This is a genomic window from Sporofaciens musculi, from assembly GCF_009830285.1.
In the GTDB taxonomy this organism is placed as follows: domain Bacteria; phylum Bacillota; class Clostridia; order Lachnospirales; family Lachnospiraceae; genus Sporofaciens; species Sporofaciens musculi.
Window position 1 is genome coordinate 5,360,218 of the sequence record NZ_WUQX01000001.1, and the last position, 15,156, is coordinate 5,375,373.

Sequence of the window (15,156 nt, forward strand, 5' to 3'; positions counted from 1 at the left end):
AGACTTTACAGTTTGCGGGGTTTCGCTGTACAGGAATATCTGATTCAAAAAGAGAACCCTAAACATTCGGGTTCTCTCTCTTTATTCAATAAATAATATTCTCTTAATTGGTCTCGTTTTGCCTTGCGCTTCTTAACTTAAAGTGTGCTACCAGAGACTTCAATAACTGTGACTGGCTGGACAGTTCTTCGCTTGCCGCCGCACTCTCCTGAGCCGTAGCAGAATTTGTCTGAACGACGCTGGAAATTTGATCCATTCCCATGGTTACCTGATTAACTGCCTCTGCCTGGCTAACTGCCGCAGTAGAAATCTTATCCACATATGTAACCGCGCTTCTCGTACTCTCAACCGTCTCGGAAATTGCCGCTGCAGTACGGTCTACGATATTCGTACCGTTCTCAACCGCAAGGATTGTACCTTCAATCAACGTTGTGGTATTGCTTGCCGCTTCCGCACTCTTAGAAGCAAGGTTACGCACTTCATCAGCAACTACGGCGAATCCCTTTCCGGCTTCACCTGCGCGCGCCGCCTCAACTGCCGCATTCAATGCAAGAATATTAGTCTGGAATGCAATATCCTCGATTGTCTTAATGATCTTACCAATGTCTCCGGACTTCTGGCTGATCTCGCCCATTGCCGCAATCATATCCTGCATCTGTTCATTAGAGGTTGAAAGCTTCGTCTGAGCCTCCATTACCTTTTCACTTGCTTCTCTTGCATTCTCAGCAGTATTATTAACTTCTCTTGAAATATCGTTAATCGTTGCCGCAAGTTCTTCCACAGAGCTTGCCTGCTCAGTAGCTCCCTGTGACAATGCCTGCGCGCCGGAGGACACCTGATCTGCTCCGCTTGCAACCTGATCAGAAGCATCGTTAATCTGCCTCATGGTGGTACTTAAGCTGCGATTCATCTTGCGAATTGCCGCCAGCAGTGGTTCAAAGTCTCCTCTGTAATGCTCATCATTAGCAAACAAATCGAAATTACCGCTCGACATCTCATCCAGCAGACGTGATAAATCAGAAACAACATTCTCTAAAACGCTGCAAGTCTCCTTAACGCTTCCTACCAGTGAGCCGAACTCATCCCCTGAATCATACTCAAGAGTCTGGGACATCTCACCTCTGGCCAGCCCCTGCATAGCCTCTTCTACCTGATGTACCGGATATACAATCATTCTCGTCACGATTGCACAGATAATCATTGCAAGTATAATCGCAATCACTGTAATAACAATAAGAATAATCATACTCATGTTTGTTATCTTCACGCTGTCTTCAACCGTATTGGCACGTATATTAACCGTTTCCGTATTCAATGCGTTAATCTCACTGATTACCTGGTCAAGAAGCGGCGTACATTCGGTACGCACCTTCTCTGCTGCCCCCATTGAATCGCCGGACTCCAACTGCGCCACAATTTCCTCTGCAATTCCCATCCATTCTGTCAGCGACGCTTCTAACTCTGCCACCTGCTGCTCATCCAAAATCCCCAGCTCTTTTATCTTCTGAAGGTTCGTCCGAATACTTTCTTCATTCTCCTGAATTACCTGCAGGTTCTCAGAATCTACTTTTCCGGCAATAACCATGTCCCGCATATCCTTCGCTGCTATAAACGTCGCGATACGACATGCCTTTACCGCATCGTCGGCCGCAACAGAACCATTGACAAAACCTGTGAGGTTATCACTTGCCTTCCTCAACTGTAATATGGAATAAACGGAAAGCAAGGCGGTCAATATCAGCACTATTCCAAATGCTATCAATAGTTTCATCCTAATTTTTAAATTTTTAAACATTGCGATCTCCTTCTGTCTGTTCTATATTCGCAGTCTCTTCCTCTGCATCTTCGTTCCGTGAGTCTCCCTTTTCTTCCTCTTCATCTTGAAAATCACTATCTTCCTCTGTATCTCTGCCTTGTGCTTCGCTTATGTCTCTTGCACCGTTACTTTGAGATTTAGTATTTTCTTCTGCCGAAAGCTCTGGGGAACCCCCTTCCTCTGCCTGTGATATGACATCTCCGGATGCATCTTCAGGCGCCTCTGCTACTTCATCTTTTCTTCTCCTGATCATTCCCTTCATTTTTTCCTGTATGTCTAACAATCTGACTCTAAGCCGAAAACTTGCTTTCTTGCATTTATTCCCACAGATTCTTCTGAAAAAACGCCAATTACGGATCATCCAACAAAATCCAAGCAAAATCGGATACCTCTCCAATACTGGGAAAAACTGGATCATATATTCTCTTGACGGAAACATCCATGCCTGCTTTCTCAAGGCCCATTCCTTATCCCGGTTACGCCAGTAGAAATCCAGCCGGATTTTCTCACATGGCAGCAAGGTTTCGTCCAGATGCTTATTCTCACGCCCATGGGAGATGATATACTCCTCCAGCTCTAACGCAAGTCCATATTGCTGTTCTGCGTCCTCTCCGAACCAGAGCGTTCCCAATATATCAACCTGGTTTACGAATTCCTCCCAGTCCGCCTTATCTAACAATTCCTTTACAGTTTTCCATCGGAACTGATCTCCCAGGAGCTTCCGATACTGCCACAGGTCTAAAATGTCCCGTATCTTTAATTTACCCGTAATATACAGCTCTACCAGCCTTGCAACCCTATATAGGTACTCTTCCTCATTCGACAACATATGTATGAACTTATATGGCTCCATGCACCGAAATCTCCTGAGAGGTCCGGCAAAATATCGCTGTATTATCCTGTTCTCAATGGGTATCGTGTCGTAAAACACAATCCTAATTCCCGGCACCCGCATGTATAAAATACCGCCGCAGGCAGAATCCTCTCTGTGCTCGTAGTCCATATCCAGCATAATCCTGTTAATCCATGGCAAATCCTTCTTATTGACAAGAATTTCTATCTGTCTAATCTGCGCCATCTCAGGCTTAGGATACATCTCACTTCCACTTGAATCAAGTAAAAATAACGCTTCAATATTATATCTCTCCAACTGCCACTTTATGACTTCTTCCACCTTCTCATAAGATTCATACAGCAGAAGCGACCTCTTATATTCCTGGTAGAATTGCTCATTGCAGTCTTCTGAAATATTCTTCTCAATCCCTAATAGTCCGACGTAGACAATATTAACAATCTCCTGATAGTCAGAAACGTCAAGAACCGACTCCCATCTTACATGCTTCCGCATGGATTGAATCGGTTTCTGATTAATAATTGCTGCCAGCAATATTAAAACATATCTGATCTCAAAATTAATCGTTCGTTTCCTCCCTTCCAGGCCCCATTAATTAAGCTTCGACTAATTACACCCTTTATATTAACTATCGGACATTATCAGGCAAATATAACATTTTTTCACTTTTTTTTTCTTCTTCTTCAAGGATTCTTCTTTCTGCAAAAATATCCATTGCTTTCTGATCATAAATGGACCGCCTGGCGTCCACAGCGAGTCTTCCAGCTACCAATGTGATACACCGCTTCTTCATGATTGTAACCAATTCCCTTGCATGGCTGGCTACAAGAATCGTCATTCCCCGGTAATTCAGTTCATCGAATAACTGCATCAAATCCCACGCCGAATCAGGATCCAGATTCGCCGTCGGTTCATCTGCGATCAAGATCTCTGGCTGAACAGCAAGCGCCCTGGAAAGAAGCACTCTTGCCTGTTCTCCTCCTGAAAGTTCATCTGGGTATGCATGGTATTTTCCAGCAAGCCCTACCAGCCCCAGAACCTTTATAACCTTTGACCGAATTCGTACGTCTGCATTACCAGTTGCAAGAATCGCCAATCTTATATTATCATAAATCGAGCGATCTTTCAATAGGCCAACTTCTGGTGACATAATCCCTAACCTTCGTCTGTGCAGCGGAACTCTCTTAGCATCCATGGTATCCAGCCTCCTGCCCTCGACAATGATCTGACCGGAAGTCACATCCTCCTGTTTCATGATAAGATTCAAAAGCGTACTCTTGCCGGCTCCGCTTTTCCCTACTATAAAAACGAATTCCCCCTTATCTACGGTAAAGGAAATATCCTTCAGTGCGACTTCATTCTTATACTCTTTCGTCACATGGTCGAAAATAATCTGTGCCATATACTCCCACCTTAATTTTTTTCCCATAGTTACCGATATTTATTATATACTATTATTTGCGAAAACAGTCAATATAATTTCTGAAATATGGAGACAAATATGAAAAAGAAGCTATTTTACGGAGCTGCCGCCGGAATTGTGACCATTTCCCTACTGCTGTGTATGCCATTTTCCCAGATTGATTTGGCATCCGGCACTCTGCCGACAGCGCCTTCTCTGCCAGATGCCGCCAAAGCTCCAGTGGAAGCTCCGGTCGTTACAGACGGACAATATTCTCTGACCATTGAGAGCAGCATTGGTATTCTTACATATTATAATCAATCCGACGCCCGATGGGCGGATTACCTGTACGGTGGTCAGGACCCCCTCAAGAAATATGGTTGCGGCCCTACTGCTCTTTCTATGATCGTGTCAAGCTTCACCAACCAGACCCTTCTGCCCTTTGAGATGGCAGACTGGGCGGCAGCCAATCATTATTGGTCCCCTGGCGGAGGAACAGCCCATAATTTTATTCCGGAGTGTGCCGCCGCTTTTGGTTTTCAGGTCAATTCCTTTCAGAATTTTACTGTGGACGGCATCTTGTCCGAGTTATCAAGCGGCCATATTCTGGTTGCGTTAATGGGTCCCGGACATTTTACGGGAAGCGGTCACTTTATCATTATTACTGATTATTGGACTGGTACTCAAGTACGTATTGCAGATCCCGCAAGTCTTGAGAATACCCAGACTCCATGGGAGGTTCAGACTATTCTCGACGAACTAAGTCCCTTCGCCAATTTTGGCGGCCCTCTCTGGAGCATCTCTCCAAAATAATTTTGATTTTTACATGAATGAAATCAACCGATTACTTACGAAATTAACAAGGGAGGCTGTCACATTAAGTGTAAAATATACAAGATATGGTATTTTCTAAAAGGTTAGATTTTACCATATCTTGTATTTTTACTTAGTGCGACAGCCCCTCCTGTTTTTCTTCTTATTGCGCGGATTGGTAATATGAGTCTTTACCAGTCACCTTTAAATTAATGATTTTATCAATATCGATCGTTCGATTTAATACTTGCAGCACTTGACAGCTAAGCTCCTTAATCTTTCCGGCTTCAAAATTCTCCGGCTGATGCTTATCTTCTCCTCTGAGCCATGAAATGATCTTTTCTTTATCTTCGCCTGCTGCTTCAATCAACAACCGAATCTCCTGCTTTGTCTCTCCAAATCCTTCCATCTCCTCCTGTCTCATCTTCATGAGCAGTTGGATGGATTCCTGGTCATTCCTTGACATTGCATCCCCAAGTTCCTTCGTCACTCTCTCTATCTCTACCATATGCATATAATTGCGCTGCACCCGTTTTAGGACCTCTGTAAGTAACTCTTCCTGATTTTCCATACATCCTCCTGTTTATACAGCAGCCGTCTTACTTGCTTCTTTAAATGCATCTCGAAGTTCAGCGACAAGGGGCTTCAATTCCTGGATTACAGCGCTGTTCCTGCCAGCGTGCAGCCTGCCGAGTTCAAAGAGAAAAAATTCATACATTCTCCTCAGATCATAGCTAATTCTATACTCCATATTCAGAGTTTTATTAAGATATTCTACAATCTCTCTTGACCTTTTCACTGATTTATCAAACAAATCATAGTTTTTATCATCCAATGCGATCTGAGCCCGATTAAGACGCTTGATCAGCTCATCATAAAGGAGCAGAAGCATCTCGCTTCGTGTCATCGTATTTACAGACTGCATCTTATACTGTTGATATCCATTCTGATACATATTTTTCCCCTTTATTTAATCTTAATAGCCTCCAAGCTGGCTTAACCAACTACTCTGGCTATTCATCTGGGAGATTAATGTTTCCAGACTCGTAAACTGCTTAATGTAACGGTCTCTCTCTGATTCCAGCCTTGTCTCAAGTTTCGATATCTGCTTATTAATCTCAGCCAGTTGTTTGTAGAAGGCATTCTCGGTAAGACTCATCGGTGAACTCGTGGAGCCTGCTTTTTTAATCAGGATACCTTTCGTGTCCATGGAGCCAAGCGTCTTAACATACTTATCCATTACATTCTTAAGATTCGTTGCAATTCCATCAAACGTCTTATTGCCGTCGGCATCGGTTCCTGCCTTTGACGTAAAGAGCTTCTCTACGGATTCTGGGTCTGTCTCTAATGCTGCACGAAGCTTGGATTCATCCAGAGTCAGCTTACCATTATCTGAGTAGAGGGTGGAAGTTGTAATTCCAATTGCCCTAAACGCTTCCATATTACCGCCACTTATAATAAACCGAAGGTCGCTGCTTAATGATCTTAAGTCGCTGTCACCGTATAACATACCAGATTTCGCTTTTTCTTCCCAGACTTCAATCTCGCTTTCACTCAATTCCTTCTTCTGCTCACTGGTAAGAGGTGAATAGTCGCGGTCTGGTTTGGTGGTGAGCTCTTTGTTCACCAGCTCGATAATCTTATTATATTCTTCTACCATGGACTTGATATTATCCACGATATTGTCTGTGTTTACTCTGGCGTCAATTTCAACTGGATCTGAATCAAAAAGCGGTTCGCCGTTAGCGTCTGTTTCAACATTACCGTCAGCATCTAACTTATATCCAAATGTTCCTTTTACTCCAACAGAAAGTCCGTCAACCGTGAATGAATTACTGTCACGAATCAGTTCTACTACATCGTCGGAGCCGTTATACTTGATTGCAACAACTGCATCCTGTCCGCGAACGCCGCCATTGACAACCGCATCACCGCTATCTATTCCAAACAGTTTATTTAAAAATGCACTTCCGTCGCTATCGGCGCCATTTGCCGTACCGGAGATTTTAATCGAACCGCTTGCTCCCTTCTCTGTAGATGTAAATGTAAACTTATCTCCCACCGTCTGATAACTTATCTGTACACCTGCGCCTGAGTCATTAATCTTCTTCATTAAAGAATTCACGGTATCATTCTTATTAATCGTAATCGTCTTGTCATTAATCTTAATATCCCGATTACCATTTGCATCAAAATCGGAATCTTTCAAACCAAGTCCTGCTGTTACCAGTGACTCGTTCATATTCACACGATTGGTAGCCCCAGCTTTAATCCCAAGCACTCCGTTAGCGCCGATAAGATCGCTGCTGCCGGAAACCAGCGTAAGTGTAGACGTCGTATCCACTGTATTGTTTGACGGATTATAGGTCGTAAAACTAAGCTTACCTTCATCGTCAGTTCCTGCTGCTCCCAGTTCTACTTTAATTCTTCCCTTTCCAAAAGCAGAATCTAACTGCGTCTGAATAGACTCCCTTATAGCTTCATTATCATTTGTTCCGTCCAATTCATCGGCCGTCGGCATCTTTATCGTCTTAGAAGTTCCATTATAAGAGAACGTCAGCTCTTTTCCTGCAACCTTCTCTGCAAAAGTGATGTTATGAGACAGCTTATCCGGATCAAGAGGCGTTTCTCCTATAGCCGTACTGGATAGATTCCACTCCTTGTTAGTCTTTCCGTCATCCTCTTTGCTTGGAAAGCCCAATAAATCTAAGGCTGTACGGTCGCCTCCAACTACTTTCAGTTCGTTACTTCCAGGATTACCGGTAATCTCAACATTGCCGCTGCCTCCAACCTGAAACTGAACGAGATCTGACAGCTTCGTATTATCATTCACTTCTACTTTTGATAACTGATCATTGATTGCATCAGCTATGCCCTGCGGTGTCCGATAATCATAGAGTGTGCCGTCTGACTTTGTCAGCCCCAATGTAACGGAATAACTGCTGCCGCCGTATTTGAAATCCAAGGTCTTGCCGACCAAATCCTGAACAATATACTTAGCATCGCCCGTCGCCGTTGAATCGATTGCATTCGGATCCAATGTTTTTCCAATCTCTCCAGTCTGCACCTTCATATCCGATACAGCTTTGGAAGACGACCACTTCGCATCCTTGGCCATCTGCTTCACGCCCATAATGGTAATCGCATTGGCCGCACTTGCAGTACCTGTCACGGAAACAAACTTACTGTTCGCTCCTGTAGTCGTAATATTATTCCTTCCCCAGAACATAGAGCTGAATAAGTTTCCGGATGATGTCAAGGATGCTGTATATTTATTCGCAAATGCGATCATCATATCACTGATAGCGCGGACAGCATTCTGCTTCCACTCAAGCTGCTGCTTCTTCTGCTGCTGCTGGGTAATCTTACTGGTGGTACCGTATGTCATACCTTCAATCAAAGTATCACGGTCCATTCCACTTGCCAAGCCGCCGTATCCACGGATACTGTTTGCCGTTGAATTAGTCAATCCACCTATTGTTGCCATACTAATCTCTCCTTTTCTCTTTCATTCATAAATGCTTATTGTCTGTGCGGTACGATAGCTGTCATATACCTAAACGCTTACATTTACTGCCGCACTTCTTCATAAATTCAAATTTATTCTGTACTTATTTATCGGCATATAGTATACTTTAAATAATAGTTAGATAAGCTTTAATTACGAATGGAGGAATTTATTTTGGCTACTATTATCGCACTTACCAACCAGAAAGGCGGCGTAGGCAAGACAACATCATCCAGCGCTCTGGCTGCCGGACTGTTTTCATTTTATAATAAAAAGGTACTGGCAATCGATCTTGACCCACAGGGAAGCATGGGCTTTAGCCTTGGACTGGACATTGAGAACTGCAGCACGATATATGATGTACTAAAAGGACAGGTTTCCATCAAGGATGCGATCCAGGATACGGATTACTGCGATATTATTACTTCAAATATTTTGCTGAGCAGCGCAGAACTGGAATTTACATCTTCTGATCGGGACATACTGCTTAAGAGGGCATTACTCCCTGTGATTGCAGAGTATGACTATATCATTATCGACACTCCGCCTGCTCTGAATGTTCTTACGGTGAATGCTTATGCAGCGTCTGACCATCTGATCATTCCCATGGCGCCGGAGATTTTAAGTCTGCTCGGTGTTTCCCAGTTGAAAGAAACAATAGATTCTGTCCGCCAGAGTGTGAATCCTAATCTGAATGTTCTGGGAATCCTCCTGACGAAATATAATCCACGGACTCTGCTTGCCCGTGAGGTAAAAGAGATGGCGGAGAACATTGCATCACAGATAGGGGCATGTGTATTTGGCGCCCAGATACGTACCAGCGTAGCAGTAGCCGAGGCTCCGGCCCATGGACTCAGTATATTTGACCATGCTCCGACTGCGAAGCCGTCCCTGGACTACCAGGAATTCATTCGGGAAGTCGTAGACATGACTTCCTCCGAGATAATATAAGGAGGCACAGATAATGGCAAGAAAAAGCAACAAGACAGCACATGTATTAAATCTGCTTTCTGGACATGATAACCAGCCTGCCGCAGACGAGACACAGGACACGAAACCATCTGCAGAGTCAGAAGGCGTATCTCCTGCGACATCTGGCGCCGACTCGCCTTCCCCTTCAGAGGCAGAGGTCGCTGCCAGTGCAGCTTCAATACAGAATATATCCGTAATTGATACAACAGGAGAAGATCCTGTTGCTGATCTTATACAGCAAAAATTATCCGCTCAATTTGAAGAACCAGTTGAAAATGTTTCGACTGATGTATCTGAGGATGTAGATATATCAGAGAAGATGGCTGAAGCCTCAAAAGTCGAAGCTTCTGTCTCATCGGACATCTCCTCTGATTCTTTTGATGCTTCCCAGACAATCGACCAAGCTGATGCCGACACACAAAATGTTATGGAAGCCTCTCCTGCCGCAGAGACTTTAAATCGTATGGAGGCCGCCTCCGACAATGTTAGCATACCTACGCCTGAGCCTGTTCCTGTACCTGAGCCGGTTTCAGTTCCCACGCCGACGCCTGTTACGTCTGTACCGATACCTGACCCTGAATCCATTCCAGGTCCTGGTCCAACAACGGCTCCCAAGCAAGAGACTGAAGCCATATCAGAACCTGAGGCTGAACCTGAACCCGACTTTGTTTATGTAAACATCATGGAGTCAATCGTAAAAGATAAGATTATTTATTTTATGCGTCAGTTTGATGTCTGTACCTGTGAGCGCTGTGTTGCCGACACAATCGCATTGACAATGAATGGACTAATGCCAAGATATATTGTTACTTCGCCTGCTGCCGTTGACCCGCTTATCAGTTTTTATACAAATAAACTGATTTCTGATGTGACTGTTGAGGCAACCAAAGCTTGTATAGTCGTAAAGGACAATCCAAGACATTAGTGTATTTCTGACGACAGTATGTTAGAAGCAAAAGAGCGCCATAAAAAAAGAGTGCCATTGGCACTCTTTTTCTTATTTTTTAAGTCTGAACTTTTCCGTCTGCTGCTTCAGCATCGTAACCTGGGCAAAGAGTTCTTCACTTACGGCCGCTGATTCCTCGCTGCTTGCCGAGTTTGTCTGGACAACTTCTGAAATCTGCCCGATTCCATCTGTAACCTGCTTGATGGACTCAGCCTCTCCCTGAATCACTTCTGCAATAGAGCCAATCGCGCTGTTAGACTCGACCACAAGATTCAATGTCTTCTGAAGTGTATTGGATACTTCATCCACAATCTGGCTTCCCTTCTCTGTCACATGAACAGAATTGCCAATCAAATCCTTCGTTGCCTTAGCAGCCTGGTCAGACTGTGCAGCCAGACTTCGTACTTCATCAGCAACTACTGCAAATCCTTTACCTGCATCGCCGGCTCTGGCTGCCTCTACAGCAGCATTCAGAGCCAGAATATTGGTCTGGAATGCAATATTCTCTATCGTAGCAATAATTTCTCCAATCTTATGGGACGCCTGTGTTATATCGTTCATTGCGGAAACCATTTCTTCCATCTGCTGGCTGCTAACTGTTACCTGCTCTCCGGTAAGTCTTGCATTCTCCTGTGCATTTTGCGCTGTCTCAACATTTTTAGCCGCATTCCTGGAAAGCTCCTCAAGCATGGCATATAACTGTTCAACCGCACTGGCCTGCTCGGTAGCTCCCTGTGCCAACGACTGGGCGCCGCTGGATAACTGCTCGGCGCTTCCAGATATCTGGTGCTCTACTCTGCCGATATTACCGATAGAAGCAGACAACGTATCCGTAAAGCTTTCAATCGAAATCTCAATGGATTTGAAATCTCCAATAAATGGTGTGGATGTGTGTACATTAAACTCACCTTGCGCCAGTTGATTCATAATCCGGTTGATATCTCCCACATAACCTTGAATGACTTTCAGAGAATTCTCCAGAACTCCTGACAACTCGCCAATCTCATCCTGAGATTCATAGTCCATATTAAGCTCAAGGGTCCCCTCCTGAAGCGGACGAACACTTTCACTGATATACATAATTGGTCTGATGACCTTTTTCATCACATAGGTGATAAGACTGATAAGACAGATCATCGCCACGAAAAAGCATACGCCTGCCAACACCTGTACTACATGGATTGTACGGAACATACTCTCTGAACTTTCCTCAGTCAGTTTTGCACCTTCTTTTACAATCTCATCCATCTTCCCTACCAGCACAGCAAGATTCTTTCGTATTGTGTTCTGATAATATGCACGCGCCTGCTCCGGATCTGTCTCCATAAGCTCCAGCACATAGGCCGCCGACTCATGTAATTCCTTATGAAGGGGCTCAATCTCATTTCGCTTCTCAATAACAAGAGCATCTTCTGTGTCCAGATCACTATACAGCCATTTACCCAGTACGCATGCCGTTGGGTCCATACTTCCGTCAAACTCAATCCCTGCGTACAAAGCACTGCTCAGACTGCTGGACCATTTATAATGTGCCGTCTCCGCTTTTTCGATTGTATCCAGCATCTCACTTGCATCACTGCTGGAATTCGCCGCATCTTTAATGAGAAAAACATTGAATGTTACCACCAGGCTGTACACGAGTACGGCGGCAAATGCAAAAGCTACCCGAATTCCAACCATTGTCTTTATACTTTTACGCATGGATATTTATCCCCTCTTTCTACATACTCCTCGTTATATCTGGGTACTTTATCATATTATATATATTATTGCTGTATCCCAAAACTGTGACAAAATATCTTATCCTATTTTAAAAACAGTCAATCAAATTGCCCAGCTCTACGCAGCGCCAAGGCCCTCATTATTCGTCTGCTGTTCGTTTTCTGGCTGCTCTGGCTGCGCATTTGCGGCAGTCGTAGTTCTCGTTGTCCCCCCCTGAGACATAGACTGTGCCACATTCTGGACATATTGCCGTATGCATGGTAACCGACTGACTGACTACCCGCCGATCCTCACGGTCTGCCGCTGCGCGTTCTCGAACCACATGCTCCATCTCATGACCACGTACTGCTGACGCCGCCTGTTCAGGCGCAATCCGCGTTGGTGTCTTGAACGAAACTCCGGCGTCATCAGAGCCATCCTGGTATTTTCTTTCCTTGCAGGTCTGGCATTCACCTTCTTCTGCCGCTTTCTGAACTGCCTCCACACCGGACTCTGGGCTGCTTCCTGTACTAATCTCTGAAGGCTCAACATATTTAATTCGCATACGTACTGCCAGCTCTGCCGGATCCATCCCTTCCCGCAGGAAAGGAATCATGTATCCAATTCCCCGCGGAGCATTCGATTCAACTGTTGGTACAGGACTTACTGGCTCCACAGGTGTCCCCGGACTTGCCGAACGTCCCACAGCCAGAGCCGCGCCTACGCCAATACTCGCCTGGGCTCCAAATACTGAACCTGCTCTCTGGCCACTTTGGACTCTGGCATTGGTTGATACGCTTTGATTTCCCTGGACTTTGGATATATCATTGACTCCCTGAGTATCTATATCCTGCTGCGTGTTCTTTCGCTGTCCGTATCCCGTGTATTGATAAGATGTGTTTACATATGGACTCATAGCTGATATTCCGCCTACCATAAGCCTTCACCTCCTATGCTTCCTCATTCATACCTACGACATTATCCCAAATATTATTCACTTCTTCTACACATTCCATATAGATCTGCGCCATCTCATTTGTCTTAAGCCCCAGCTCCTCTGAAATCTCCTTAATCACACTCCAGTCAGCCTTCTCATAGCTTAGCACCAGCTCATAGAGGCGTCCTGCCTTACCTTCTTTTCGGATCAGCGCATCCTTCACTTCTTCAAGGATTGGAATCTCATAAAGAATCTCAGCGATTGGCGCATCAATCATGTACTCCAACATGGAAAACATACCAAGCAAATATGCATCTGAGCTGTTGATTGGGAAATTCTTCAGCCTCTTAACCAGCGCAGACGTGAAATTCGCACGCATAAAGGATGCTTTCAACAACTCCTCAGATTCTGACTTATTCTGTTTGTCCTCAAAGCTTAACAGATAAACCCACTGCTTTAACTGGCTGATACCAACCCGTACCAACGCCTGCCTGACTGACGTAGTCTCATGATGCACGGCAAAATACGCAGAATTCGCCATCTTAAGCAATGCATATGTAAGGGATGCATCCCTGATAATCGTCTCCTCAAGAATCTCCACATCCGGCTCATCCTTTGTAATCTCCACAATAAGCTGATAGAGATTCCCCTGCATGAAGTCCATCTTACTTGCTTTTGAAGTTGTGACTCCGGCAATATAGTTGCCTTCCACATAATCCACGCCAAGCTCAACGGCGCAGTCGTATACTTCCTTGCTGTTCACACCAGTTGCAATAAACTGTTTCTGGAACCCATGAGCCATATCGATTACATTGGCAATGGAACGCCGCTGTGTTCCTTCCAGCTTATTGGAAATATCCATCTTAATATAATCCACATACTCTAACATACTAAAGTACTTAGGCGTAAACTGAAAGTCATTGATTGCAAAATGATAACCATCCTCCCGGTACTTACTGATCAGGATTGCCGCCAGAGAGTGAACAACAATATTATCCTCAATCTGGATTACGACCTTGTCTTTGTCAAAAATCTTCGGCGTATTCCGAAACAGAAGCGTCGGAGTAAACGTCATAAAGGTTTTTTTGTCTTTAAATATTCTCTCCGAATTCTCAGACAGGAAAGCAACCATTGTGTTAGCCGCCACATTGTCCGAGCTGGAATTATATAGGCTGCTCTCATCCTCCTGGATTAGCAGCTCATATCCAATGACAGTATCCTTCAGATCCTTAATAGCCTGTCTTACTACACAATTCTTCATTATCTATCCCTCCGGTCCAGTAATGCATCCATAACCTCGACCAAACGACCGATCTCTGGTTTTGACAACTGCTCATCCGCTCCGAGCTGTTTGCCTTTCACTCTCATTTCTTCGTTGATCAGGGATGAAAAGATTACAACCGGCATCTTCTTCATACTATCATCTTCCTTCACAAGCTTCGTCAGACGATGTCCATCCATCTCCGGCATCTCAATATCAGTAATCAACAATGCCGCTCTCGTATAGAAGTCTGGCTCGTTTCTAATACTCTCAAGAAATTCCCATGCTTCCCGCCCATTATTGAAGGTTGTCAGATTAGTGTATCCTGCTCTGAAAAGAGAATCTGAGATCATCTTGGTCAGCAGAATCGAATCCTCTGCAAGAATAATACTCTGGTCTCGCTGAACTCTGTCGCCCAGTTTGTCAATATCTGATACTTGAATACTCGTTTCCGGCGCAATTTCTGCAACAATCTTCTCAAAATCCAGAATTGTAACAAGATTATCTCCACACTGGGCGATACCTGTAGCAACGCCGTCTTCCCCATTTGTCAGCGCCTTATCCGGCTTCTGGATGGCCTCCCAGGAAATCCTGCTGATACCAACCACAGAATGTACACGGAATGCAATGTGCATCTTATTGAAATTCGTAATGATAAACAGATCTCTGTCCTTCTTATCTCCACATTCTCCTGTCAGGTATTTAGGAAGATTAATCACCGTCAAAAGCGTCTCTCTTGGCTTAAAGATCCCTTCAACAGCATCGTGGGAATGTGGGATTGGCTTAACTTTATCCGCCATCATAATCTCCAGCACCTTTGCCACATTAATTCCATACAACTCACCGAATATGGTAAACTGCATAACTTCAATTTCATTTGTTCCAGATTCCAATAAAATTTCTGTATTAGCCATACACTCACTCCTTTACATTCTATGTATATCTAT

At 44.4% G+C, this 15,156-nt stretch carries 13 protein-coding genes; 3 read left to right on the forward strand and 10 right to left on the reverse strand.

Annotation, left to right across the window (positions count from 1 at the left end; genetic code table 11):
* Nucleotides 1-103: 103 nt before the first annotated feature.
* The 3 genes from GN277_RS27065 to GN277_RS27075 form a co-directional block, all read right to left on the reverse strand.
* Complete coding sequence (locus tag GN277_RS27065; protein WP_159756111.1) at nucleotides 104-1,795, reverse strand: methyl-accepting chemotaxis protein; 1,692 nt, start codon at nucleotides 1,793-1,795, stop codon at nucleotides 104-106.
* Nucleotides 1,788-3,203, reverse strand: a complete 1,416-nt coding sequence (locus GN277_RS27070; protein ID WP_244324935.1) for a nucleotidyltransferase family protein — start codon at nucleotides 3,201-3,203, stop codon at nucleotides 1,788-1,790. Before GN277_RS27070 ends, GN277_RS27065 begins: the two co-directional genes overlap by 8 nt.
* A gap of 94 nt (nucleotides 3,204-3,297) precedes the next feature.
* On the reverse strand, nucleotides 3,298-4,071 hold the full coding sequence (locus GN277_RS27075) for a cell division ATP-binding protein FtsE (protein WP_159756114.1): 774 nt from the start codon (nucleotides 4,069-4,071) through the stop codon (nucleotides 3,298-3,300).
* 99 nt (nucleotides 4,072-4,170) lie between these two features.
* Between GN277_RS27075 and GN277_RS27080 the strand changes: the two genes are divergently transcribed.
* On the forward strand, nucleotides 4,171-4,884 hold the full coding sequence (locus GN277_RS27080) for a C39 family peptidase (protein ID WP_159756117.1): 714 nt from the start codon (nucleotides 4,171-4,173) through the stop codon (nucleotides 4,882-4,884).
* 163 nt (nucleotides 4,885-5,047) lie between these two features.
* Here GN277_RS27080 and GN277_RS27085 read toward each other — a convergent pair whose 3' ends face one another.
* The 3 genes from GN277_RS27085 to fliD are packed head-to-tail and all read right to left on the reverse strand — an operon-like array spanning nucleotide 5,048 to nucleotide 8,371.
* Nucleotides 5,048-5,455 (reverse strand): hypothetical protein, encoded by a 408-nt coding sequence (locus GN277_RS27085; RefSeq protein WP_159756120.1) that lies wholly within the window; start codon nucleotides 5,453-5,455, stop codon nucleotides 5,048-5,050.
* Between the two features lie 12 nt (nucleotides 5,456-5,467).
* Nucleotides 5,468-5,839, reverse strand: coding sequence for a flagellar export chaperone FliS (fliS, locus tag GN277_RS27090; protein WP_159756123.1), 372 nt, complete (start codon nucleotides 5,837-5,839; stop codon nucleotides 5,468-5,470).
* Between the two features lie 21 nt (nucleotides 5,840-5,860).
* Entirely contained in the window at nucleotides 5,861-8,371 is a 2,511-nt protein-coding gene (fliD, locus tag GN277_RS27095; protein ID WP_159756126.1) for a flagellar filament capping protein FliD, read from the reverse strand.
* A gap of 195 nt (nucleotides 8,372-8,566) precedes the next feature.
* On the opposite strand from fliD, the gene GN277_RS27100 reads away from it, so the two are divergent.
* Both GN277_RS27100 and GN277_RS27105 read left to right on the forward strand, forming a co-directional pair.
* Complete coding sequence (locus tag GN277_RS27100) at nucleotides 8,567-9,343, forward strand: ParA family protein (protein ID WP_159756129.1); 777 nt, start codon at nucleotides 8,567-8,569, stop codon at nucleotides 9,341-9,343.
* 13 nt (nucleotides 9,344-9,356) lie between these two features.
* Nucleotides 9,357-10,289: a late competence development ComFB family protein gene (locus tag GN277_RS27105; RefSeq protein WP_159756132.1), complete on the forward strand. Its 933-nt coding sequence runs from the start codon at nucleotides 9,357-9,359 to the stop codon at nucleotides 10,287-10,289.
* 72 nt (nucleotides 10,290-10,361) lie between these two features.
* On the opposite strand, the gene GN277_RS27110 is transcribed toward GN277_RS27105, so the two are convergent.
* The 4 genes from GN277_RS27110 to GN277_RS27125 form a co-directional block, all read right to left on the reverse strand.
* The gene (locus tag GN277_RS27110; RefSeq protein WP_159756135.1) at nucleotides 10,362-12,011 is read right to left on the reverse strand and encodes a methyl-accepting chemotaxis protein; all 1,650 of its coding nucleotides are present in this window, start codon (nucleotides 12,009-12,011) and stop codon (nucleotides 10,362-10,364) included.
* Between the two features lie 160 nt (nucleotides 12,012-12,171).
* Entirely contained in the window at nucleotides 12,172-12,948 is a 777-nt protein-coding gene (locus GN277_RS27115; protein WP_159756138.1) for a hypothetical protein, read from the reverse strand.
* A 13-nt stretch (nucleotides 12,949-12,961) separates the two neighbouring features.
* Entirely contained in the window at nucleotides 12,962-14,209 is a 1,248-nt protein-coding gene (locus GN277_RS27120; protein ID WP_159756141.1) for an EAL and HDOD domain-containing protein, read from the reverse strand.
* A complete protein-coding gene (locus GN277_RS27125; RefSeq protein ID WP_159756144.1) occupies nucleotides 14,209-15,123 on the reverse strand; it encodes a chemotaxis protein in 915 nt (304 codons plus the stop codon). The genes GN277_RS27120 and GN277_RS27125 overlap by 1 nt, the downstream gene beginning before the upstream one ends.
* Between the last annotated feature and the right edge of the window lie 33 nt (nucleotides 15,124-15,156).

Excerpts from the sequence above, each read along its gene's own strand:
- GN277_RS27065 (WP_159756111.1), bottom strand. The coding sequence starts at position 1,795 with ATGTTTAAAAATTTAAAAATTAGGATGAAACTATTGATAGCATTTGGA.
- GN277_RS27075 (WP_159756114.1), bottom strand. The coding sequence starts at position 4,071 with ATGGCACAGATTATTTTCGACCATGTGACGAAAGAGTATAAGAATGAA.
- GN277_RS27080 (WP_159756117.1), top strand. The coding sequence starts at position 4,171 with ATGAAAAAGAAGCTATTTTACGGAGCTGCCGCCGGAATTGTGACCATT.
- GN277_RS27085 (WP_159756120.1), bottom strand. The coding sequence starts at position 5,455 with ATGGAAAATCAGGAAGAGTTACTTACAGAGGTCCTAAAACGGGTGCAG.
- fliS (WP_159756123.1), bottom strand. The coding sequence starts at position 5,839 with ATGTATCAGAATGGATATCAACAGTATAAGATGCAGTCTGTAAATACG.
- fliD (WP_159756126.1), bottom strand. The coding sequence starts at position 8,371 with ATGGCAACAATAGGTGGATTGACTAATTCAACGGCAAACAGTATCCGT.
- GN277_RS27105 (WP_159756132.1), top strand. The coding sequence starts at position 9,357 with ATGGCAAGAAAAAGCAACAAGACAGCACATGTATTAAATCTGCTTTCT.
- GN277_RS27110 (WP_159756135.1), bottom strand. The coding sequence starts at position 12,011 with ATGCGTAAAAGTATAAAGACAATGGTTGGAATTCGGGTAGCTTTTGCA.
- GN277_RS27115 (WP_159756138.1), bottom strand. The coding sequence starts at position 12,948 with ATGGTAGGCGGAATATCAGCTATGAGTCCATATGTAAACACATCTTAT.
- GN277_RS27120 (WP_159756141.1), bottom strand. The coding sequence starts at position 14,209 with ATGAAGAATTGTGTAGTAAGACAGGCTATTAAGGATCTGAAGGATACT.
- GN277_RS27125 (WP_159756144.1), bottom strand. The coding sequence starts at position 15,123 with ATGGCTAATACAGAAATTTTATTGGAATCTGGAACAAATGAAATTGAA.